Source organism: Streptomyces sp. NBC_01723, from assembly GCF_036246005.1.
Lineage (GTDB): Bacteria > Actinomycetota > Actinomycetes > Streptomycetales > Streptomycetaceae > Streptomyces.
The window spans coordinates 6,615,336-6,636,155 of record NZ_CP109171.1; the positions used below are offsets into that span (position 1 = coordinate 6,615,336).

The window sequence follows — 20,820 nt, forward strand, 5'->3', positions numbered from 1 at the left end:
ACGGCTGACTGCGACGACGGGATGACCGACGAGACACGCGACGCCGACCGAGCCGCCCGACGCCCCGCGAAGGACACCCGGCCCCTGTGGCGGCAACGGGACTTCGGGGTCTTCTGGGCCGCGCAGACCCTGTCCGTCCTCGGCGACTCCTTCGCGCTGATCGCGCTGCCCCTGCTGGTCCTGGAGGCCACCGGCTCGATCGCCCGGATGGGCCTGCTCACGGCCGTGGGCGGCGCCGCCGCGGTCCTCGCGGCCGTGTTCGCCGGGGCCGTCGTCGACCGCGTCGACCGCCGCAAGCTGCTCATCGGCTGCGACCTCGTCCGGATGGGCATGTACGGGCTGGTCCCCGTCGTCTGGCTGTTCGGCCCGCAGATCTGGCTGCTCTACGTCGTCCTGCCCCTGTGCGAGGCCGTCGGCATGCTGTTCGCCGTCGGCTACGTCACCGTCGTACGCAGCCTGGTCGGCACCCAACAGCTCACCGAGGCCAACGGACGGCTCAACGCCACCGCCGCCGCGGCCGGCGTGCTGGGCCCCCTGTGCGCCGGGGTGGTGGCCGGCTGGTCGGGACCGGCCGCCGCCATCGGCGTCGACGCGGCCAGCTTCGGCGTCTCGGCCGCCTGCGTCGCCTTCGTCCGCTTCCGCTCCCGACCCGCCGACGACGCCCCGGCCACCGGCAAGCGGCCGGGCCTCCGGCAGGACCTGCGCACCGGCATCGCCTTCCTGTACGGGCACCCCGTGCTGCGCTCCCTCACCCTGCTGCTGTGCGGGTTCAGCTTCCTCACCCTCGGCCTGAACGACCTGGTCATCTACCACCTCAAGCACGACCTGGGCCGCGACGACGGCACGGTCGGCACCGTCATGGCGATCGGCGCGCTCGGCACGATCACCGGCGCGCTGCTGGTGGCCCGCGCGCGGCGCCTGCTCGGCTTCGGCCCGACCTGGACCGGCGCGGTCGCGGTGTGCGGGCTGGCCTTCGCCGGTCTCGGCTGGGTGAGCGAGGTCCCCGCGGTCGCCCTGCTGAGCGCCGCCTTCCTCGCCTGCGTCGGCATGGCGGGCACCTGCTCGATGTCCCTGCGCCAGGAGGTGACCCCGGAGCACCTGCTCGGCCGCGTCACCTCCGCCTTCTGGACCCTCCAGTACTCGGTGGCCCCCATCGGCGCGGCCGTCCTCACCTGGGCGGCGGAGCACCACGGCACCACACCGGTCGCCCTGGCGGCGGGCGCCGGCTGCGTCCTCATCGCGACGGTCGCGCTGCTCACGCCGATCCGCGGGGCGGGACGGTCCTAGGCCCCGCCCAGGATCCCGCGCACGAACGCGTTCCCGAACTTCCCCGCCGGATCCAGTGTCCGAGCCAGCGTCCCGAAGTCGTCGAGTCGCGGGTAGCGGGCGCGCAGTTCGTCCGCCGGGGTCGTGAAGACCTTCCCCCAGTGCGGCCGGGCGGCGAAGGGGGCCAGCGCCCGCTCCAGGCCGCGCACCACCGGCAGCACCGCCGCCGTGTCCTCGACCCAGGTGAAGTGCGCCGCCACGGTGTCCCTTCCGTAGGACGGGCTCAGCCACTGCGCGTCGGCGGCCACCGTGCGTATCTCGCAGGTCTGGAGGACCGGCGCGAGGAGGTCCCGGATCGCGTCCATCGCGTGCAGGGCGTCCAGGGCGTGCTCGCGCGGCATCAGGTACTCCGACTGGAGCTCGGCCCCGCTGCTGGGCACGAAGTCCGCGCGGAAGTGCGGCAGCCGCTCGTGCCACGGCCCCGGCACCCCGAACTGCTCCGTGCAGTTCACCGCGGGCATGCCCGGCACCGGGTGCATCCTGTCCACCGCCGGTTCCGCGTACGGGAACTCCGGCAGCGGCTGGTCCGTGCGCCGCTTCAGCCACACCTGCCGGAAGCCGGGCGCCCGCCAGTCGGTGAAGAGACTCACGCTGTACGCCGACGCCATCACCGTCTCGAACGTCGCCGTGTCCAGACCCGTGAGCGGGAACTCCGTGAAGACGTGCTGCTCGACCTCGTAGGCCGGCTCCAGGTCGAGGGTGAGGGCGGTCACCACTCCGAGCGCGCCGAGTGACGTCACCGCGCCGCCGAACCGGTCGTCGCCGCGCGCGAGGACCAGCGTCGAGCCGTCCGCCGTGATCAGCTCCACCTCGCGCACCTCCGACGCCAGCGAGCCGTTGCCCACCCCGGAGCCGTGCGTGCCGGTCGCCACCGAGCCGGCCACCGAGATGTGCGGCAGCGACGCCATGTTCGCCAGCGCCAGGCCCCGCGCGTGCACCCGCCGGGCCAGCTCCGCGTACCGGACACCCCCGCCCACCCGCACCGTACGGGCCTCCGTGTCGACGTCCACCTCGGACGGCAGGTCGGCCAGCGACAGCAGGACGCCGCCGTCGCCGGGCTCGGCGATCTCGTTGAAGGAGTGCCCGCTGCCCAGCACCCGCAGCCGCGTACTGTCCGCCACCAGGGCCCGCAGCGCGGCCGGCGAGCGCGGCCGCAGCAGTTCCTTGGCCTTGTAGGTGATGTTGCCGGCCCAGTTGGTCACCGTGACGTCGCTCATACGGCGGAAACCTACCCGGCGCGCCTGGAAGGGGCCCCGGGCGGGAAGCCGCACGCGCGGGGGCATACCGTGAGAAGTCGAACGCCTGAGCCGGGAGGAGACACGGATGGGCAGCCGTACCGCGCTGGTCGAGGATCTTATGGAGCGCTTTCCGCACGTACCGCGGGAAGCCGTCTTCAAGGAGGACCTGCTCCGCGGCGGGGTGGCCTTCGACCCCTCCGCGCTGAGCGACAACGAGTCGGGTGAGGTCAAGCCGAAGTCGTACTTCATCTTCTCCTTCGACCACGGCACCCTGCCGGAGCTGGGCGAGGCCGCGCTGCGCCGCCCGCCCGAGGAGATCATCCTCACCGGCGGCCCCTACGACCTGCGCCGCACCGTCGTCTCGGTGCGCGTGAACCCGTCCTCGCCGTACCGGGTCGCCTCCGACGAGCACGGCCAGCTCGGCCTCTACCTCGACGGCAAGCGCATCTCGGACGTCGGCGTGCCGCCGATGCCGGAGTACTACCGCCACAAGCTCGCCAACGGGAAGTCGGTCATGGAGGTGGCCCCGACCATCCAGTGGGGCTACCTGATCTACCTGACCGCGTTCCGGGTCTGCCAGTACTTCGGCGCCAAGGAGGAGTGCCAGTACTGCGACATCAACCACAACTGGCGCCAGCACAAGGCGGCGGGCCGCCCCTACACGGGCGTGAAGGACGTCGACGAGGTCCTCGAAGCGCTCGACATCATCAACACGTACGACACGGCCAAGACGTCCACGGCCTACACGCTCACCGGTGGCGCGATCACGTCGAAGGTCCAGGGCCTGGACGAGGCGGACTTCTACGGGCGCTACGCCAAGGCCATCGAGGAGCACTTCCCCGGCCGCTGGATCGGCAAGGTCGTCGCCCAGGCGCTGCCCAAGGACGACGTCCAGCGCTTCAAGGACTACGGCGTCCAGATCTACCACCCCAACTACGAGGTGTGGGACGAGTACCTGTTCAAGATGTACTGCCCGGGCAAGGAGCGCTACGTCGGCCGCGACGAGTGGCACAAGCGCATCCTCGACTCAGCGGACGTCTTCGGCGCGCGCAACGTCATCCCGAACTTCGTCGCGGGCGTGGAGATGGCCGAGCCCTTCGGCTTCAAGACGGTCGACGAGGCCATCGCCTCCACCACCGAGGGCCTGCGTTTCTTCATGTCGCAGGGCATCACGCCCCGCTTCACCACCTGGTGCCCCGAGCCCACCACCCCGCTCGGCAAGGCCAACCCGCAGGGCGCCCCGCTGGAGTACCACATCCGGCTGCTCCAGGCCTACCGGCAGACGATGGACGAGTTCGGTCTCTCCTCGCCCCCCGGCTACGGCCCGCCCGGCGCCGGCAACGCGGTCTTCTCCGTCAGCTCCTTCATGGACAGCCTGCCGGAGGACGCGCCCGTCGAGGTGTGAAGCGAGCAACAGCGCGCAACTTCTGCGCGTTACTGCCTGTGTGTGCGGCGCGTACCAGAGTGGACTGACCGACGCACCGCACGCACAGGAGAACCTCCGGCATGCGGCGTTCGACGACGGCCGCCGGCCGGGACGCCCGGTCCGGGCCGACCAGCTCGTCCTCGATGGCCGCCAGCGCGAACAGCGCCTCGCGCAGGGCGAACGTCAGACCGGGGCCGACCTTGAGGACGGCCCAGTGGCCGGCCACCAGTTCGCCGTGCGAGGCGGCCGACTGGTAGTCGGTCGAGTGGGCCTCGAAGACCATGTCCGGCTCGTCGTCCAGGACCCGGCGCAGCCGGTCCGTCGCGGACCGGCGGTAGCCGAACACCCGGTGCCGCCCGCTGGAACTGACGGTCGCCAGCTACCGCGGCGACCGGTACCGCTTCCGGGCCTCGATCACCGACTGTGACCGGGCGTCGCGGCACATTTGCCGACGCCCCGTCCGGGTACGAGGACCGCACCGACACCCGGCGGCACCGAAGGAGGCGGCACATGACCCTGGAGCACCCGGCCGAACGCGGCGGCAGCAGGCGCGGCCCCTTCGAGCGGTTCGCCGAGCGGGCGTCCAACTTCACCAGCAGTCCGGCCTTCTTCGGGGTCTGCCTGCTGCTGGTCGGCATCGTCATAGGCGTGCACATCGCCAAGGCGCCGCTCACCTGGATGCTGCTCGCCGGCGAGTCCATGACCGCGGTCACCCTTCTGCTGCTGGCGCTGCTGAAGAACAGTGAACGCAGGGCCGAGCACGCCGTGCAGCGCAAGCTCGACGCCATCGCCGCCGCCCTGCTGGAGTCCCAGCAGGGCGAACCCGGCCCGGCCCAGCGCTCGCTGCGCACGGCCATCGGCATCGAGGAGCAGACCTGAGTGGGACGGGTGGGCGTGCCCGAAGCGGGTGTTCCGACGGAATGCTTTGACCTGCGGCGGACGAGCGTTCCTTCAGTACCGGCTGCGTAGCCCTGGTGACAGGAAGGGAAGGTGTTCCGCATGACGCCGAAGCAGCCCAGGACCGAACTCGACGCCCGCTACAGCTCCGCCCTCAACCCGCGCCCGGGCGCGGAGAACGTCACCGCCACGGACTGGGCCGAGGCCCAGCGACGGCTGCGGGCCGCCGAGGTCTTCTGGATCACCACGGTCCGGCCGGACGGCCGCCTGCACGTCACACCGCTGATCGCCGCCTGGCACGACGGGGCGCTGCACTTCAGTACCGGGTCGGGGGAGCAGAAGGCGAAGAACCTGGCCGCCAATCCCCACTGCGCACTGACCACAGGGCACAACTCACTCTCCGAAGGCCTCGACGTCGTGGTCGAGGGCACGGCGGAGCGGGTGACGGATCCGGCGCGGCAGGACGAGGTCCTGGCCGCGTTCGAGGCACAGTACGGGGACCACATCACCTCGCCGGAGGGGGTGTTCCACGGCTTCGGCGACAGCATCCGCGAGGGCAACGACCTGCTGTTCGCGGTGGCACCCGGCACGGCGTACGGCTTCGGGCACGATGGCCAGGTGTTCAGCCACACCCGCTACACCTTCTAGCGGGCCCGCGCCGTCCGGTCCCGCCGGGGCGAACGACGGTGGCCAACGTGTCGTGACCCGGCGCGGCAGTGGAGCCGCGGCATCGGGGTACTCGGCCCGCATGACGGAGAATACGCAGGTCAACGCCTCGTACTGGCTTCAGACGGCGCCGGGTGGTGTGCCGCGCCCCGCCCTCGCGGAGGACCTGGAAGTCGATGTCGTCGTGATCGGCGCCGGGGTCGCCGGGCTCAGCGCGGCCTGGGAGCTGGGGCGGGCCGGGCGCCGGGTCGCGGTGCTGGAGGCCGGGCGGGTCGCCGCCGGCGTCACCGGGCACACCAGCGCGAAGCTGACCGCCCTGCATACGCTGATCTACGACCGGCTGCGCCGTACCCGCGGCCCGGAGGGCGCCCGCCTGTACGCCCGCTCGCAGTCCGAGGCCGTCGAGCGGGCCGCCGGCATCGTGGCGGACCTGGACATCGACTGTGACTGGGAGACCCGGGACGCGTACACGTACGTCCGTGACCCGGGCCGGGTGGACGAGCTGCGGGCCGAGGCGGACGCCGCGCGGGAGGCGGGGCTGCCCGCGTCGTTCGTGACGGAGACGGGGCTGCCGTTCCCGGTCGCGGGCGCGGTCCGGGTGACCGGGCAGGCCCAGTTCCATCCCCGCAAGTACCTGCTGGCCCTGGCCGAGGATCTGGAGGCACAGGGCGGCCTGATCTTCGAGGGCACCCCCGTCCACGGTCTGGACGAGGGCACGCCGTGCCGCGTGTCGACCGGCACCGGGGCCACTGTCACCGCCCGGGACGTCGTGGTCGCCACGCACTACCCGGTCTTCGACCGGGCGCTGCTCTTCGCCCGCCTCTCCCCGCGCCGCGAGCTGGTCGTCGCCGGGAGCGTCGAGGCGGACCGCGACGTCGACGGCATGTTCATCACGCCGGAGGACAACACCCGCTCGGTCCGTACGGCTCCGCTGGACGGAGCGGCCGCCGACTCTGGGCGCCGGCTGCTCGTCGTCACCGGCGAGCACTTCACGCCTGGCACGGGCGACACCCGGGAGCGCTTCGCGCGCCTGTCCGCGTGGGCGGGCGAGCACTTTCCCGGCGTCGACCTCACCCACGCCTGGGCCACCCAGGACATCGACCCCTCCGACACCGTGCCGATGGTGGGCCCGATGCACCCGGGGGCACGGCACACGTACGTCGCCACCGGCTTCGGCGGCTGGGGGCTGAGCGGCGGCATGATGGCGGGCCGGCTGCTCACCGCGTTGATCACCGGCGAGGAGTGCGCGTGGGCGGGACTGTACGACCCGCGCCGGCTGCGTACGGCGGTGCGCGAGGCGCCCGCGCTGCTCAGGGCGCAGGCCGAGGTGGCGGGTCACTTCGTCGGCGACCGGCTGCGGCCCGTACCACCGGTGGACGCGCTGCCGCCGGGCGAGGGCGCGGTGGTCAAGGCGGGCGGCGACCGGCTGGCGGTCTACCGGGACGAGGCGGGCGCGCTGCACGCCCTTTCGGCACGCTGTACGCACCTCGGCTGTCTGGTGGCCTTCAACGCGGCCGAGCGCGCCTGGGAGTGCCCCTGCCACGGTTCCCGCTTCGACACGGACGGCAAGGTGATCGAGGGCCCGGCGATCAAGCCCCTGAAACGACGCGACATCTGACCCGCCGTCGTGGTGCGGGCAGTGTGTCCGGAAAGGGGCCTCGTGTTCCCACGAGGCCGGTGATGACCAGAGATCCGATCTGGAGGAGCCGGGACGGTGCGTTTACGGCAACGGCGTCCCGCCCGTCGCGTTGACGACCTCGGCTGTGATGTACGACGACTCCTGCGAGGCGAGGAAGACATACGCCGGCGCCATCTCGGCGGGCTGCGCGGGCCGCCCGATGGGGGCCTGCTTGCCGAACGTCTGCGTATCCGGCAGGGTCGCCGGGATCAGCGGCGTCCACACCGGGCCCGGCGCCACCGCGTTGACGCGGATGCCCTTCCCGATCAGCATCTGCGCCAGACCCTGGGTGAAGGTGACGATGGCACCCTTCGTCGTCGCGTAGTCCAGCAGATGCGGACTGGGTTTGTACGCCTGCACCGACGCGGAATTGATGACGCTGCCGCCCTCCGGGATGTGCGGCAGGGCCATCTTGCACAGCCAGAACATGCCGTACAGGTTGGTGCGCAGCACCCGGTCGAACTGCTCGGTGGAGATCGCCTCGATGCCGTCGGGCTGGGACATCTGGTACGCCGCGTTGTTCACGAGGACGTCGATCCGTCCGAACTCGGAGACGGCGCGGTCGATCAGCGCACGGCAGTTCTCTTCCTCCCGTACGTCGCACGCAACGGCCACGGCACGCCGACCGGCCTCCTCGATCAGCCGTATCGTCTCGGCGGCGTCGTCCCTCTCTTCGTCCAGATGGGTGAAGAGCACGTCGGCTCCCTCCCGGGCGAATGCCAGGGCGACCGCGCGGCCGATCCCGGAGTCCCCGCCGGTGATCACGGCCTTGCGGCCCTCCAGCCGGCCGCTGCCCCGGTAGGACTCCTCGCCGTGGTCCGGGGGCGGGTCCATCGGCCCCGTCCAACCGGGGTGCGGCTGGTCCTGGGAGGGAAACTCCGGGGTCGGGTGCTGCTCGCCGGGGTGCTGCTGTTCGGTCACGGGTCTACCTCCATGTACCTGACGAAGGACCCGGTGATCACACCGGGCCTCGCCACGGGTACCCAGGGCCACAGGACTCTCCCCGGCCTTTCCCCAGTCTCTCCACTGGGGTGACGTGAAGCGTCTCGGGAAGATCATCGGTGCCCGGTAAATCGCTGGTGAGCCTCGCGGCGCGCCGCTAGAGTTCTGTTCGTTCCGGCGGCTGCTCCGCCGCCGCTGCTCGCTGTACGTGACCCGGGAGGTGTTGACCGATGGCTGTCGTTGCGAAGGGCGCTGCCCGCATCCAGGAATCCGTCAAGTCCACCTCCGTGGCCGCCGGCTGACACCACTTCCCGCAGTTCCCGGCCGGGGCCGCCCCTCGAAGGGTCACCCCTTGTCTTCTCACGCTTCCACCTCGTCCACCTCCTCCTCCGACCTGACCCCCTACGGCTGGGACGAGGACTGGGCCGACGCCTTCTCCCCGTACGCCGCCGAAGGGCTCCTGCCCGGCCGCGTCGTACGGGTCGACCGGGGCCAGTGCGACGTCGTCACCGCCGACGGCACCGTGCGGGCCGACACCGCGTTCGTCACCCCGCACGACCCCCTGCGGGTCGTCTGCACCGGCGACTGGGTCGCCCTCGAACCGGACGGCAACCCGCGCTACGTACGCACGTATCTGCCGCGTCGTACCGCCTTCGTGCGCTCCACCTCCTCCAAGCGGTCCGAGGGGCAGATCCTCGCCGCCAACGTCGATCACGCGATCGTCGCCGTGTCGCTCGCGGCCGAGCTGGACCTCGCCCGGATCGAGCGGTTCCTCGCGCTCGCCTGGGAGTCCGGGGCGCAGCCCGTGGTCGTCCTCACCAAGGCCGACCTCGTGCCCGACCCGGTGACCCTGTCGCATCTCGTCCAGGACGTGGAGACCAGCGCGCCCGGCGTGCCGGTGCTCACCGTCAGCGCCGAGCAGGGCGAGGGGCTCGACGTGCTGGGCGCCGTCGTCGGCGGCGGCACGGCGGTGCTGCTCGGACAGTCCGGCGCCGGCAAGTCCACGCTCGCCAACGCCCTGCTCGGTGAGGACGTCATGGACGTCCAGCGGATCCGGGACGTCGACGGCAAGGGCCGGCACACCACGACCACCCGCAACCTGCTCGCCCTGCCCGGCGGCGGCGTGCTGATCGACACCCCGGGGCTGCGCGGCGTCGGCCTGTGGGACGCGAGCAGCGGCGTCGGGCAGGTCTTCGCCGAGATCGAGGAGCTGGCCCGCGACTGCCGGTTCCACGACTGCGCCCACGAGCGCGAGCCGGGCTGCGCCGTCCTCGGCGCCCTCGACTCCGGCGAGCTGCCCGAACGGCGGCTGGAGAGCTACCGCAAGCTGATGCGGGAGAACCAGCGCATCATCGCCAAGACCGACGCCCGGGTCCGGGCGGAGATGCGCAAGGAGTGGAAGCGCCGGGGCGCCATGGGCCGGGCGGCCATGGAGGCCAAGCGGGGCGGCGGCCCCCGGTAGCCACCCGCTCCGGCCACGCTCGGATGTCATGTCCGATTTCCGCCAGCCCGGTCCGCCGGACTGGCGGAGACTGGACAGCGTGACCGAGACAGCACAGCGCACAGCGCACGAGGACAGCAGGTACGAGGCCGTACGCAGCCGGGACGCCCGGTTCGACGGCGCGTTCTTCTTCGCCGTGCGCACGACCGGCATCTACTGCCGGCCGAGCTGCCCGGCGGTCACCCCGAAGCGGTGCAACGTGCGCTTCTTCGCGACGGCGGCCGCCGCGCAGGGCTCGGGGTTCCGGGCCTGCCGGCGGTGCCGCCCCGACGCCGTCCCGGGCTCGGCGGACTGGAACGTCCGCGCCGACGTCGTCGGCCGGGCCATGCGGCTGATCGGGGACGGCGTCGTCGACCGCGAGGGCGTCGCCGGACTCGCCGTCCGCCTCGGCTACAGCGCCCGCCAGGTGCAGCGACAGCTCACCGCCGAGCTGGGCGCCGGGCCCGTCGCCCTCGCCCGGGCCCAGCGGGCGCACACCGCGCGCGTCCTGCTGCAGACCACCGGGCTGCCGGTCACCGAGATCGCCTTCGCCTCCGGGTTCGCCAGCGTGCGGCAGTTCAACGACACCGTCCGGGCCGTGTACGCGGCCACCCCGAGCGATGTCCGCGCCGCCGCTCCGGCGGCCGACCGGGCCGCCTCCCGGCGCACCGCCGCCCCGTCCGCCGGCGTCCCGCTGCGCCTCGCCCACCGCGGCCCCTACCAGGCCGGACCCGTCTTCGACCTGCTCCAGCGGGAGGCCGTCGCCGGCGTGGAGGAGGTGAGCGGCCCGCCCGGCCGGCGCCGCTACCGGCGCACCCTGCGGCTGCCGTACGGCACCGGCATCGTCGCCGTCGAGGAGCGCACGCGCGCCCAGGGCAACGGCGGCGGCTGGCTCGACGCCCGCCTCCACCTCACCGACCTGCGCGACCTGACCACCTCCGTGCAGCGCCTGCGGCGGCTCTTCGACCTGGACGCCGACCCGTACGCCGTGGACGAACGCCTCGGCGCCGACCCCCGCCTCGCCCCCCTGGTCGCCGCCCGCCCCGGGCTGCGTTCACCCGGCACCGCCGACCCCGACGAACTCGCCGTCCGGGCCCTGGCCGGGCGCGCGGCCGCCGAGCGGCTGGTGCAGCGGTACGGCAAGGTCCTCGACGCGCCCTGCGGCACCCTCACCCACCTCTTCCCCGAACCGGCGGTCCTCGCCGCCGCCGAGCCGGACGGCCCCGTGGGCGCGCTCGCCGCCGCCCTCGCCGACGGCACCGTACGCCTGGACCCGGGTGCCGACCGGGACGAGGCCGAACGCGCCCTGCTCGCCTTGCCCGGCATGGACGCCCGGACGGCCGCCGTCGTCCGCGCCCGCGCCCTCGGCGACCCCGACACCGCCCCGCCCGACCCGACCGTGCCCGACGGCTGGCGCCCCTGGCGCTCGTACGCCGTGAACCACCTGCGCGCCGCAGGAGACTGGGAGCAGGACCGATGACCACGACCACCGCCGGCACGTCCGTGACGTACTGGACCGAGACCGACAGCCCCGTCGGTCCGCTGCTCCTCACCGCGGCCCCGGACGGCGCGCTCACCTCGCTGTCCGTGCCCGGGCAGAAGGGCGGCCGGAGCGTCCAGGACGGCTGGCGGCACGACACCGGGCCCTTCCGGGCGGCCCAGGAGCAGCTAGCCGCCTACTTCGCCGGGGAGCTGACGGACTTCCGGCTGTCGCTGCGCGCCGCGGGCACCGCCTTCCGGGAGCGGGTGTGGGCCGCCCTCGACGACGTCCCCTACGGGGCGACCACCACGTACGGCGAGATCGCGGCGCGCATCGGTGCCTCGCGGCCCGCGGTCCGCGCGGTCGGCGGCGCGATCGGCGCCAACCCGCTGCTCATCCTGCGCCCCTGCCACCGGGTGATCGGCGCCGACGGCTCCCTGACCGGATACGCGGGCGGCCTGGACCGCAAGACCCGTCTGCTCACCCTGGAGGGAGCCCTCCAGGACGGGTTCGGCCGTTCCTAGCCGCCGGCCAGTACCGCCCCCACCCACGCCCCGGTGATCAGCAGGCAGGCGAACAGCTCCGCCAGGACGTCGGCGCCGCCCGAGCGCATCGCCGTCCGCAGCGCAGCCTTCGCCTCGCCGTGCCGGCCGAGCCGCAGCCGCTCGGCGAGGTAGATGCCGCCCATGAAGCCGGGGATCGCGCCGAGCACCGGGACCAGGACGAAGCCGAGGACCGCGCCCGCGCCGCCGTACGCGGTGAGCCGGCGCATCGCCTGGTCCCGGCGGCGCCTGCGGGTCGGCAGCGCCCAGCGCACCGCCTGGGCCAGCAGCAGGACGACGGTGGCACCGACGAGCACGGCCCACGCCAGCGTTTGCGGATCCTTCAGCGCCCACCACAGGACCCCGGCCCACACCAGCCACGACCCGGGCACGCCGGGAATCAGGACGCCGCACAGCCCGAGCAGAATGACCAGGCCGGTCAGCAGGAGATCCCACGCTCCCATCTGTCCAGGGTGCAGGAGTCCGGCCCGGTCCGCAGATGTCCGGCGCGGGGGCGGGGCCGGGCGCGGTCGTGGGTCAGCCCTTCCTGGCGACCCAGCCCCTCTCGTACGCGTGCCAGCCCAACTGGAGCCGGGTCGTGACCCCGGTCAGTTCCATCAGGCGCTTCACCCGGCGCTGTACGGTCCGCAGGCCCAGGTCGAGCTGCTTGGCGACGCTGGCGTCGGTCAGCCCGGCCAGCAGCAGGGAGAGGATCTCCAGATCGGTGCCGTCGGGGGCTTCCGGGCCGTGCTCGGTCACGCCGGAGGCGCCCAGACGCAGCGGCAGCGCCTCCCGCCACACCGCCTCGAACAGGCCCGACAGCAGCTCCAGGAGCCCGCTGGCGTGCACCACCAGCGCGGCGGGCTCCGAGGAACGCGCGGTGAGCGGCACCAGCGCGAGCGCCCGGTCGGCGACCACCAGCTTGGTCGGCACCCGGTCCACCACCCTCACCTGCTCCTCCCGGCCCAGCGCGGCGCTCAGCTCGGTGATGCCGGTCGGCTGGTCCAGCACCGACCGCTCGACCACCACCCGGTAGCGGACACCGCGGCCGCTGGCCTGCTCCTCCGCGTCGTTCTCCATGCCGGTGACGGCGACCGGGTTGCCGGTGACCAGCGCGCACACCTCCTCGGTCGCGCCCAGCTGGAGCTGGAGGAAACGCTGGGCGACCGCCGAGCCGCCGGTCACCACCTCCACCAGGTCGTGCACCGCGGGTTCGGCCGCCGCCGCCCGGTACTCCTCGGCCAGCAGCGCCGCCGCCAGCTCCGCCTTCTCCAGTTCGTGCCGCTGCTGGGTGAGCAGCGCGCCCAGCGCCACGCCCGGCGGCGCGGCGACCCAGCGGCCGGGGCGGCCCGAGGACTGGGCGGCCAGACCGTTCTGCTCCAGCCTGCGCAGTGCGCGCTCGGTGTCCCGCTCACCCAGCGCCAGCCGCCTGGCCAGGTCGGGCACGTCGGCGGCGCCCAGGGACACCAGCGCCCGGTACGCCGACTCGTGCGTGTCCTCCAGCCCCAGCACTCCCAGCATCAGCCGTCGTCCCTCCCCGAGAAACCAGCGTCCGTGGCGGAAAACGGCCACGGCGCAAACCCGCCTCCGCACATCATCGCCGTACCGCCGGTCACTCTGCCAAGGTGGCGACGCCGAGCGGTTCTCCCGTGGGGGGTGGGACCGCTCGGCCACTTCACCTCGCAACCCTGTTCCAGCCGTCCCGCGACACGCCGCCCGGCGCGTGCCGGTCCGCCGGAATTTCCCGATGCCCCGTTTCCATCCCGCTCCTTCGGTGGACAATCAGGAGCATGAGTCAGCAGGGGGGAAGGCCCACCGGTCCTGAGGACGACTGGTGGGGGCAGCTGTACGACGACTCCACCGACGACACCGGCCCCACGGCCGCACCGGATTCCCTGGACGACCGCTTCGCCTCGGCGTCCGGCACGGTGACGGACGGCTCGGGCAACGGCCCGCCCGCCGTCCCCGGCCCCAGGGCCGGCTCCCGCTGGGAGCCCCCACCCACGACACCGGCGGCCCCGTCGAACCTCCCGCCCCCACCCGCCGGGAGCCCGGCGCCCGCGCGCCCGGACCACCCGCGATCCCCTGCGCCACCGCCGGCCGCCGTGCCACCGCCGGCCGCCGCGGAGCCGACGGACGGCTCCCACCCGTCCGCGCCCCGCGACGGCGCACAGCCCGCGGACGGCCCAGGAACCGCCCCCTCCCCGGACACCTCACGCCCGCCACGGCCCCCGGGCGATGCGCGGCCCCCGGCCCCACCACCGTCGGCGCCGCCCCCGGACGCCCCGCGCCCCCCGGACCCACCGCGCCCCGACACGTCGTCCCCCGCACGCCCGCGGCCCGCACCGCCCTGGCAGCCTTTGCCGTCCGCGTCCCATCGGACCGAGCCGCCCCGGCAGTCCCCGGCTCCGTCGTCCCCGCAGCCCGAGCCGCCCCCGCCACCATGGGCTCCCGACGCGGCGCCCGGGCAGCCGTGTGGGCGTACCGCCTCCGGGAGTGGGCCCGCGGATCTTCGGGAGCCGCCGGAGGTGGGGCTGCCGCCGTTGCCGCCCCCGTTCCTTCCCTCGGCGGCGCCACGGCCACTGCCGGAACCGGGCGCCGGGGCCGCACGGGACTTCGTCGGGTCCGGGCCGCCCACCTACGACCCCGAGCCCACCGCCCTGCCGGCCGCCGACCCCGACGGGCTCGACGACCTGGTGCCGGACACCGTGCTGGACGGCGCCCGGTACGGGACGTGCACCCTGCGGGCCGTCTCGGTGCGCGGCGACTCCGCCCGGTACCGGGGTGAGCCGCGGCGTGACGCGCTGCTCGTCGCCCGGTTCGGCGCGGGCGAGCACGCGCTGGTCCTGGTGGCGATGGCCACCGGCACCCGTGCGACCGCCGGGGCGCACCGGGCGGCGGCCGAGGTCTGCCGGTGGATCGGAGCCGCCGTGGGCCGCAGCCACGCCCGGCTCGCCGAGGACCTGCGGGCCGCCCGGCGCGGCGACCTCAAGTCCGGCCTGCACCGCCTCACCGACCGCAGCCTCGGCCGGCTCCGCGCGGGCGCCGCCGAACAGGGCCTGTCCTCGCAGGAGTACGCCGCCTCCCTGCGCTGCCTGATACTCCCCGCCGACCCCGCCTGCCGCACCAGGGTGTTCTTCGGCGTCGGCCCCGGCGGACTGCTGAGGCTGCGCGACGGCACCTGGCGGGACATGGAGCCGACCGCGGGCGACGTCACCGGTGCGCCCGTCCTCGGCTTCGGCTCGCTGCCCAGGGGCACGCCCGCCGACCGGCCGAGCGAGACGCCCGACGGCGACCGGCTCACCATGGACCTCGGCGTCACCGCGCCCCCGGGCCCGTACGACGCGCCGCCCCCCGACGAGCCGCCCCGCCGGCCGTTCCGCTTCCGGGCCTCCGTAGCCCGCCCGGGTGATGTGCTGCTGATGTGCACCACGGGCCTGGCCGAGCCGATGCTGACCGAGCCCGAGCTGGGCGGGCTCCTCGCCCGGCGGTGGACGGGCCGCACCCCGCCCGGACTCGGGGACTTCCTCGCCGACACCGGCGTCCGGGTCAAGGGGTACGCGGACGACCGTACGGCGGCCGCCGTTTGGGAGGCGTGAGGCCGCTCGCTGTGCCATACGTAGAGCCATGGCCAAACAGAACGTCGCGGAACAGTTCGTCGACATCCTCACCCGCGCCGGGGTCGAACGCCTCTACGGAGTCGTCGGCGACAGCCTGAACCCGGTCGTGGACGCCGTGCGCCGGCACAAGGGCATCGAATGGGTGCACGTCCGGCACGAGGAGACCGCCGCCTTCGCCGCCGGCGCGGAGGCGCAGATCACCGGGAAGCTGGCCGCGTGCGCCGGCTCCTGCGGCCCCGGCAACCTCCACCTCATCAACGGGCTCTACGACGCCCACCGCTCCATGGCCCCCGTCCTCGCCCTCGCCTCGCAGATCCCGTCCAGCGAGATCGGCCTGGGTTTCTTCCAGGAGACCCACCCCGACCAGCTGTTCCGCGAGTGCAGCCACTACAGCGAGCTGATCTCCAGCCCGAAGCAGATGCCCAGGCTGCTGCAGACCGCCATCCAGCACGCCGTCGGCCAGGGCGGCGTCAGTGTCGTCTCGCTGCCCGGCGACATCGCGGACGAGCCCGCCCCCAAGGAGGCCGCCGAGACGGCACTCGTCACCTCCCGGCCGACCGTCCGCCCCGGCGACGAGGAGATCGACCGCCTGGTGCGGATGATCGACGACGCCGACAAGGTCACCCTGTTCTGCGGCAGCGGCACGGCGGGCGCGCACGCCGAGGTGATGGAGTTCGCCGAGAAGATCAAGTCGCCGGTGGGGCACGCCCTGCGCGGCAAGGAGTGGATTCAGTACGACAATCCGTTCGACGTGGGGATGAGCGGTCTGCTCGGCTACGGCGCGGCCTACGAGGCCACCCACGAGTGCGACCTGCTGATCCTGGTCGGCACGGACTTCCCGTACAACGCCTTCCTGCCCGACGACGTCAAGATCGCCCAGATCGACGTCCGGCCGGAGCACCTGGGCCGGCGTTCCACGCTGGACCTCGCGGTGTGGGGCGACGCCCGGGAGACCCTGCGCTGTCTGATCCCGCGGGTGCGGGAGAAGCACGACCGGCGGTTCCTCGACCGGATGCTCAAGAAGCACGCGGACGCGCTGGAGGGCGTCGTCAAGGCGTACACCCGCAAGGTCGACAAGCACGTCCCGATCCACCCCGAGTACGTGGCCGCCGTGCTGGACGACCTGGCCGACGACGACGCGGTGTTCACGGTGGACACCGGCATGTGCAACGTCTGGGCCGCCCGCTACATCTCGCCCAACGGGCGGCGCCGCATCATCGGTTCGTTCTCGCACGGCTCGATGGCGAACGCGCTGCCGATGGCGATCGGCGCCCAGTTCACCGACCGGCGCCGGCAGGTCGTCTCGATGTCCGGCGACGGCGGGTTCACCATGCTCATGGGCGACTTCCTCACCCTGGTCCAGCACGATCTGCCGGTGAAGGTCGTCCTCTTCAACAACTCCTCGCTCGGCATGGTCGAGTTGGAGATGCTGGTGGCGGGCCTGCCCTCGCACGGCGTGGCCAACAAGAACCCCGACTTCGCCGCCGTCGCCGAGGCGTGCGGCGCCTTCGGGGTGCGGGTGGAGAAGCCCAAGGATCTGCCGGGTGCCCTGAAGGCCGCGTTCAAGCACAGGGGCCCGGCCCTCGTCGACGTCGTCACCGACCCCAACGCGCTGTCCATCCCGCCGAAGATCAGCGCCGACATGGTCACCGGCTTCGCGCTGTCCGCCTCCAAGATCGTCCTGGACGGCGGGGTCGGGCGCATGCTCCAGATGGCCCGCTCGAACCTGCGCAACGTACCCCGGCCGTGACCGGACGTGGCGGTCGCCGCCAATCCGTATGACTGCCGGGCGCCCGAACGGGCAAGGCTTCCCCCGTGAGGATGTTCGACCGTGAACATGCTCGACCAGAAGGGGGAGACGACATCAGCATGCCGACGGGGGACATGAGGAAGCGGGCGGCGCCGGACCTCAGGAGGCCGCTCGGCCGGGCGGACCTGCGGGCGGTGCCCGAGGCCCGGCGGGCCCTGCGCGAGCTGCTGCGGCACTGGGGCGGGCCCGGACAGTCGGAGATCGCCGAACTGCTCACCAGCGAGCTGGTCACCAACGCGCTGGTCCACACCGACGAGGGCGCCGTCCTGACCGCCACGGTCGGCCCGCGCGCGCTGCGGGTCGAGGTGCGGGACTACGTCGGCAGGCCGCCCCGGCCGCGCACCCCGGACCCGGAGGAGAGCACCAACGGCAGAGGCCTGGTCCTGGTGCGGTCCCTGGCCGACGACTGGGGCGTACGGCCCTGCGAGGTGGGCAAGTCGGTCTGGTTCGAACTGGGCGCCGAAGCCGCCTGAGGCGCCGGTTCGCCGGCGCCTCAGGCGGCTTCACGTCGGTGTGCGGTCCGTCAGCCGAACTGCTGCTCCAGGTCCTTGAGCTTGCGCTCCAGGGAGTCCAGGCGCGGCAGGGCCTGGGTGTCGTCCTCCGCGGTGAGGTCGACGGTGACCGGCTCGGTCCCGCCCCGCACCGGCTGGAGGGAGGGGCGCTGGCGTACCGGCAGCTCCGGAGCCGATATCGCAGGCTCCGCGGTGGCGCGCTCGGTGCCCCGCTCCACCTGCTGCACCTCGACCTCGACCTGACGGCCGCCGCGGCCGGGGAAGCCCCGGTGGCCGTGGCCCCGGCTGATCGCCTTGAGCTGGGCCCGCTCCAGGCGCTCCTGCTCGCGCCGCCGTTGCTTGGTCTCCTCCTTCTGGCGCCGGTCGTCGCGCACCTCCTCGACCGCCTCGTCGAGGCTGCGCACGCCCTCGAGGAGCATCAGCGACCAGGCGCGGTACGTCTCCCGGGGGGCCCGCAGCCAGCGCACCATGCGGATCTGCGGCAGCGGACGCGGCACCAGGCCCTGCTCGCGCAGCGCGGCCCGGCGGGTCTGCTTGAGGGCCCGGTCGAACAGCACGGCCGCCGACAGGGACATGCCCGCGAAGAAGTGCGGGGCACCCGCGTGGCCGAGACCGCGGGGCGCGTGCACCCAGTTGAACCAGGCCGCGGCGAACGCGAAGGTCCACACGAGTATGCGCGAGCCGAGCGCCGCGTCACCGTGGCTGGCCTCGCGCACCGCGAGCACGGAGCAGAACATCGCCGCCCCGTCGAGGCCGAACGGGACCAGGTACTGCCAGCCTCCGCTCAGGCCGAGGTTCTGCTCGCCGAAGCCGACCAGACCGTGGAAGGAGAGCGCCGCGGCGACCGCGGCACAGCAGAAGAGCAGGACGTAGGAGACGGTGCCGTACAGGGCTTCCTTGCGCCTGCGCCGCTCCTCCATCCGCTCCCACGAGTCGTCCGCGCCCGCGTCCTTCCCCGGGGAACGCTTGCCGCGCGCGAGCACCGCCACCGCCGCCAGCATGCCCAGGAGCAGCACGGCGCCCGGAAGCAGCCAGTTCAGCGATATGTCGGTCAATCTCATCTGGGGTCCCTTGCAGTGGGATAGGGCGTAACGCCCGCCATGGTGGCCCAAACCCAGCGGCCCTCAGAGGGTTTCGGGGCAAGAGGCCGCCAAGGGAGTGCGAGGGGGTGCCCAGGGCGACGTTCTGCTCGAACTGCCGCATGAGGGGCGGGAGTTGAGTTCGAATAAGACTACCCGTACGAGTGGTTCGGCGGAAACCTGCCGCGACGCGTGGGGGAGTGGTGAATCGACGTCGGGATCCTAGCCGACGATCTTGGAGGGGAGGGTGCGGGGTACCGCTCAACCCGCCGTGGCGAGCAGCTTGTTCACGCGGTCCGCGTCGCAGGTGCGCGGGCAGGTGGCGCAGGTGTCCTCGGGGCGCAGGGTGTAGAACATGCAGCAGCTCGCCCGGTCCCGGGTGTGCAGCGGTTCGCCGTCCGGCCCCTTCAGTTCGCGGAAGGCCGCGTCATCGACGTAGGGCTTGGTCGCGCCCGGCAGCAGCAGTTCCAGCTCGTGCCGCGCCCGCTCCTGCTCGCCCAGCAGGTGGGCGACGTACCACAGGCCCTCCACGACCTCGTCGGTCGCCATGCCCCACAGGGCGCGTCCGCGCCGCCGCATGCGGGGGCCGAATCCGGCCAGGACCGGCTCCAGGTGCTCGGCGACCGAGGCTCGCACCTCGGCGCGCAGCGCCTCCTCGTCGGCGACCACCCGGGCGCCGGGCAGCGCGGCGGCCGGGTCCCCGGGCAGACAGGCGAAGCCCGCGCCGCGCACCGCCATGCGGCCCAGCGGGAGACCTTCGGCGGTGCGGTCGTAGGCGACGTGGGCCGCGGGGTAGCGGGGCACCCTGCGGTGCAGGAACCACGGCACGGTGATCAGCAGGCAGGCGGGCCACGCGTACCGGTGCAGTCCGAAGCTCGCGATCACGTCCGGGCGGGCCCGCTGCCCGTAGTCCCGCAGCACCTGCGCCTCGTCCCACGCGAGGAAGTTCGCCAGCTCCGCCCCGCCCGCGGCGAGCGCGTCGCCGCTGACCCAGCCGCCGCCCCGCGGGACCTCGCCGTCGGCGTCCAGCTCGGTGACGCCCAGTCCCGGAAGGGCCGCCGACAGGCGCGCGTAGGCGTCCGTGAGGGCCGTGCGGGCGACAGGCATGCGGGACCACCGATCCGAACCGGAAGAACGGGCTGCTTAAAGGTAAGCCTTACCTTACCCAAGATGTCTGGGGTTTGAACTGACGGCCCCTGCCCTTATGGTGCTTGACGGACAGGTGACAACCCGCCGTAATGACCCCAAGTACCGACACGTCCCACAGGAGGACCCGTGAGGCCCAGCGCGCAGGGTGCCCCTGAGGCGGAGGCCGCCGCCCAGGTGCGGGTGCCCGCCCAGCCGCGGGTCGCGGACGTGGACCGGACGGGGAACGCGGACCGGGCCAGGACGCGCGGCGCCGCAGAACCGGTCGCCACCGCGCGCGGCGAGCACACCCACGGCGAACCCCCGCCGCCCCGCCCGCGCCCCCTCGTCCAGCGCTCCTCCGTACGCGGGCAGATCCTCGACGCCCTGCGCACCGCGCTGGTCACCGGCGAGCTGCGGCCCGGCGAGGTCTACTCGGGGCCCGCGCTCGGCGAACGGTTCGGAGTCTCGGCCACCCCCGTACGGGAGGCCATGCAGCAGCTCGCCCTGGAGGGCGCCGTCGAGGTCGTCCCCAACCGGGGCTTCCGCGTCGTCGAGCGCGGCGACCGCGAACTGGCCGAGCTGGCCGAGGTCCGGGCGCTGATCGAGGTCCCGGTCTGGCTGCGTCTGGCCCGCACGGTGCCCGCCGAGCGCTGGGCGGAGCTGCGCCCCCTCGCCGAGGCCGCCGTCCGGGCCGCGTCCGCCGGCTGCCCGGCCACCTACGCCGAGGCCGACCGCGCCTTCCACCGCGCCGTGCTCGCGCTGGCCGGCAACGACCAGCTCGTGCACATCGCCGGCGACCTGCACCGCCGCGCCCAGTGGCCGCCGGCCGGCATCCCCGCGGCACGCGGCCGGGCCGACCTGATCGCCGACGCGCACCAGCACACGGCCCTGCTGGACGCGCTGATCGCCGGCGACCAGGAGCTGGTGCGGACCCTGGTGGGGGAGCACTTCACCGGGGCCCGCTGAGCGCGGGCACCCGAGGCAGACCCCCGCCCG

At 73.6% G+C, this 20,820-nt stretch carries 19 protein-coding genes; 12 read left to right on the top strand and 7 right to left on the bottom strand.

All coding sequences use genetic code 11. From position 1 onward, the window contains the following. The first annotated feature begins 21 nt into the window (after positions 1–21). The gene (locus OIE75_RS31125; protein ID WP_329472922.1) at positions 22–1,287 is read left to right on the top strand and encodes an MFS transporter; all 1,266 of its coding nucleotides are present in this window, start codon (positions 22–24) and stop codon (positions 1,285–1,287) included. On the opposite strand, the gene OIE75_RS31130 is transcribed toward OIE75_RS31125, so the two are convergent. Next, positions 1,284–2,543 carry an FAD-binding protein gene (locus OIE75_RS31130; protein WP_329472923.1) on the bottom strand — a complete coding sequence of 420 codons (1,260 nt, stop codon included), beginning with the start codon at positions 2,541–2,543 and terminating at the stop codon, positions 1,284–1,286. The genes OIE75_RS31125 and OIE75_RS31130 overlap by 4 nt on opposite strands. Positions 2,544–2,649: 106 nt before the next feature. Here OIE75_RS31130 and OIE75_RS31135 point away from each other — a divergent pair, with 106 nt between their 5' ends. Further along, a complete protein-coding gene (locus OIE75_RS31135) occupies positions 2,650–3,969 on the top strand; it encodes a radical SAM protein (RefSeq protein ID WP_307015806.1) in 1,320 nt (439 codons plus the stop codon). Here the strand turns inward: OIE75_RS31135 and OIE75_RS31140 are convergent. Beyond that, positions 3,929–4,336 carry a class II D-tagatose-bisphosphate aldolase non-catalytic subunit gene (locus OIE75_RS31140; RefSeq protein ID WP_307015807.1) on the bottom strand — a complete coding sequence of 136 codons (408 nt, stop codon included), beginning with the start codon at positions 4,334–4,336 and terminating at the stop codon, positions 3,929–3,931. The genes OIE75_RS31135 and OIE75_RS31140 overlap by 41 nt on opposite strands. Positions 4,337–4,500: 164 nt before the next feature. On the opposite strand from OIE75_RS31140, the gene OIE75_RS31145 reads away from it, so the two are divergent. The 3 genes from OIE75_RS31145 (at position 4,501) to OIE75_RS31155 (ending at position 7,171) form a co-directional block, all read left to right on the top strand. After that, entirely contained in the window at positions 4,501–4,869 is a 369-nt protein-coding gene (locus tag OIE75_RS31145) for a low affinity iron permease family protein (protein WP_307015808.1), read from the top strand. A gap of 120 nt (positions 4,870–4,989) precedes the next feature. Then, entirely contained in the window at positions 4,990–5,535 is a 546-nt protein-coding gene (locus OIE75_RS31150) for a pyridoxamine 5'-phosphate oxidase family protein (protein WP_307015809.1), read from the top strand. Positions 5,536–5,635: 100 nt separating this feature from the next. Beyond that, a complete protein-coding gene (locus tag OIE75_RS31155) occupies positions 5,636–7,171 on the top strand; it encodes an FAD-dependent oxidoreductase (protein WP_329472924.1) in 1,536 nt (511 codons plus the stop codon). A gap of 102 nt (positions 7,172–7,273) precedes the next feature. Here OIE75_RS31155 and OIE75_RS31160 read toward each other — a convergent pair whose 3' ends face one another. Beyond that, entirely contained in the window at positions 7,274–8,152 is an 879-nt protein-coding gene (locus OIE75_RS31160) for an SDR family oxidoreductase (RefSeq protein ID WP_307015811.1), read from the bottom strand. A 373-nt stretch (positions 8,153–8,525) separates the two neighbouring features. Here OIE75_RS31160 and rsgA point away from each other — a divergent pair, with 373 nt between their 5' ends. From rsgA to OIE75_RS31175, 3 genes are read left to right on the top strand one after another with little or no spacing between them, the layout of a single operon-like run. Then, entirely contained in the window at positions 8,526–9,635 is a 1,110-nt protein-coding gene (gene rsgA, locus OIE75_RS31165; RefSeq protein ID WP_329472925.1) for a ribosome small subunit-dependent GTPase A, read from the top strand. Between the two features lie 28 nt (positions 9,636–9,663). After that, positions 9,664–11,133, top strand: coding sequence for a DNA-3-methyladenine glycosylase 2 family protein (locus OIE75_RS31170; protein WP_329472926.1), 1,470 nt, complete (start codon positions 9,664–9,666; stop codon positions 11,131–11,133). Then, positions 11,130–11,657 carry a methylated-DNA--[protein]-cysteine S-methyltransferase gene (locus OIE75_RS31175; protein ID WP_329472927.1) on the top strand — a complete coding sequence of 176 codons (528 nt, stop codon included), beginning with the start codon at positions 11,130–11,132 and terminating at the stop codon, positions 11,655–11,657. The genes OIE75_RS31170 and OIE75_RS31175 overlap by 4 nt, the downstream gene beginning before the upstream one ends. On the opposite strand, the gene OIE75_RS31180 is transcribed toward OIE75_RS31175, so the two are convergent. Continuing rightward, positions 11,654–12,139, bottom strand: coding sequence for a DUF456 domain-containing protein (locus tag OIE75_RS31180; protein ID WP_307015815.1), 486 nt, complete (start codon positions 12,137–12,139; stop codon positions 11,654–11,656). The two genes, OIE75_RS31175 and OIE75_RS31180, sit on opposite strands and share 4 nt — an antisense overlap. Positions 12,140–12,212: 73 nt before the next feature. Then, positions 12,213–13,196, bottom strand: coding sequence for a helix-turn-helix domain-containing protein (locus tag OIE75_RS31185; RefSeq protein WP_307015816.1), 984 nt, complete (start codon positions 13,194–13,196; stop codon positions 12,213–12,215). 269 nt (positions 13,197–13,465) lie between these two features. Between OIE75_RS31185 and OIE75_RS31190 the strand changes: the two genes are divergently transcribed. The 3 genes from OIE75_RS31190 (at position 13,466) to OIE75_RS31200 (ending at position 17,578) form a co-directional block, all read left to right on the top strand. Beyond that, positions 13,466–15,274 carry a protein phosphatase 2C domain-containing protein gene (locus tag OIE75_RS31190; RefSeq protein WP_329472928.1) on the top strand — a complete coding sequence of 603 codons (1,809 nt, stop codon included), beginning with the start codon at positions 13,466–13,468 and terminating at the stop codon, positions 15,272–15,274. Between the two features lie 28 nt (positions 15,275–15,302). Then, on the top strand, positions 15,303–17,045 hold the full coding sequence (locus OIE75_RS31195; RefSeq protein WP_307015818.1) for a pyruvate dehydrogenase: 1,743 nt from the start codon (positions 15,303–15,305) through the stop codon (positions 17,043–17,045). 134 nt (positions 17,046–17,179) lie between these two features. Continuing rightward, positions 17,180–17,578, top strand: coding sequence for an ATP-binding protein (locus OIE75_RS31200; RefSeq protein WP_329472929.1), 399 nt, complete (start codon positions 17,180–17,182; stop codon positions 17,576–17,578). A gap of 50 nt (positions 17,579–17,628) precedes the next feature. Here the strand turns inward: OIE75_RS31200 and OIE75_RS31205 are convergent, their stop codons facing one another. Beyond that, positions 17,629–18,678, bottom strand: a complete 1,050-nt coding sequence (locus OIE75_RS31205) for a DUF2637 domain-containing protein (RefSeq protein ID WP_307015820.1) — start codon at positions 18,676–18,678, stop codon at positions 17,629–17,631. A gap of 279 nt (positions 18,679–18,957) precedes the next feature. After that, positions 18,958–19,803 carry a (2Fe-2S)-binding protein gene (locus tag OIE75_RS31210; RefSeq protein ID WP_329472930.1) on the bottom strand — a complete coding sequence of 282 codons (846 nt, stop codon included), beginning with the start codon at positions 19,801–19,803 and terminating at the stop codon, positions 18,958–18,960. Positions 19,804–19,971: 168 nt separating this feature from the next. Between OIE75_RS31210 and OIE75_RS31215 the strand changes: the two genes are divergently transcribed. Next, on the top strand, positions 19,972–20,790 hold the full coding sequence (locus OIE75_RS31215) for a GntR family transcriptional regulator (RefSeq protein WP_329472931.1): 819 nt from the start codon (positions 19,972–19,974) through the stop codon (positions 20,788–20,790). Positions 20,791–20,820: the final 30 nt, after the last annotated feature.

Bases quoted from the DNA above. Each gene is read 5' to 3' on its own strand.
- OIE75_RS31150 (WP_307015809.1), top strand. From the start codon at position 4,990: ATGACGCCGAAGCAGCCCAGGACCGAACTCGACGCCCGCTACAGCTCC.
- OIE75_RS31195 (WP_307015818.1), top strand. From the start codon at position 15,303: ATGGCCAAACAGAACGTCGCGGAACAGTTCGTCGACATCCTCACCCGC.
- OIE75_RS31210 (WP_329472930.1), bottom strand. From the start codon at position 19,803: ATGCCTGTCGCCCGCACGGCCCTCACGGACGCCTACGCGCGCCTGTCG.
- OIE75_RS31155 (WP_329472924.1), top strand. From the start codon at position 5,636: ATGACGGAGAATACGCAGGTCAACGCCTCGTACTGGCTTCAGACGGCG.
- OIE75_RS31130 (WP_329472923.1), bottom strand. From the start codon at position 2,543: ATGAGCGACGTCACGGTGACCAACTGGGCCGGCAACATCACCTACAAG.
- OIE75_RS31170 (WP_329472926.1), top strand. From the start codon at position 9,664: ATGTCCGATTTCCGCCAGCCCGGTCCGCCGGACTGGCGGAGACTGGAC.
- OIE75_RS31175 (WP_329472927.1), top strand. From the start codon at position 11,130: ATGACCACGACCACCGCCGGCACGTCCGTGACGTACTGGACCGAGACC.
- OIE75_RS31200 (WP_329472929.1), top strand. From the start codon at position 17,180: ATGAGGAAGCGGGCGGCGCCGGACCTCAGGAGGCCGCTCGGCCGGGCG.
- OIE75_RS31135 (WP_307015806.1), top strand. From the start codon at position 2,650: ATGGGCAGCCGTACCGCGCTGGTCGAGGATCTTATGGAGCGCTTTCCG.
- OIE75_RS31190 (WP_329472928.1), top strand. From the start codon at position 13,466: ATGAGTCAGCAGGGGGGAAGGCCCACCGGTCCTGAGGACGACTGGTGG.
- OIE75_RS31205 (WP_307015820.1), bottom strand. From the start codon at position 18,678: ATGAGATTGACCGACATATCGCTGAACTGGCTGCTTCCGGGCGCCGTG.
- OIE75_RS31145 (WP_307015808.1), top strand. From the start codon at position 4,501: ATGACCCTGGAGCACCCGGCCGAACGCGGCGGCAGCAGGCGCGGCCCC.
- OIE75_RS31125 (WP_329472922.1), top strand. From the start codon at position 22: ATGACCGACGAGACACGCGACGCCGACCGAGCCGCCCGACGCCCCGCG.
- OIE75_RS31185 (WP_307015816.1), bottom strand. From the start codon at position 13,196: ATGCTGGGAGTGCTGGGGCTGGAGGACACGCACGAGTCGGCGTACCGG.
- OIE75_RS31180 (WP_307015815.1), bottom strand. From the start codon at position 12,139: ATGGGAGCGTGGGATCTCCTGCTGACCGGCCTGGTCATTCTGCTCGGG.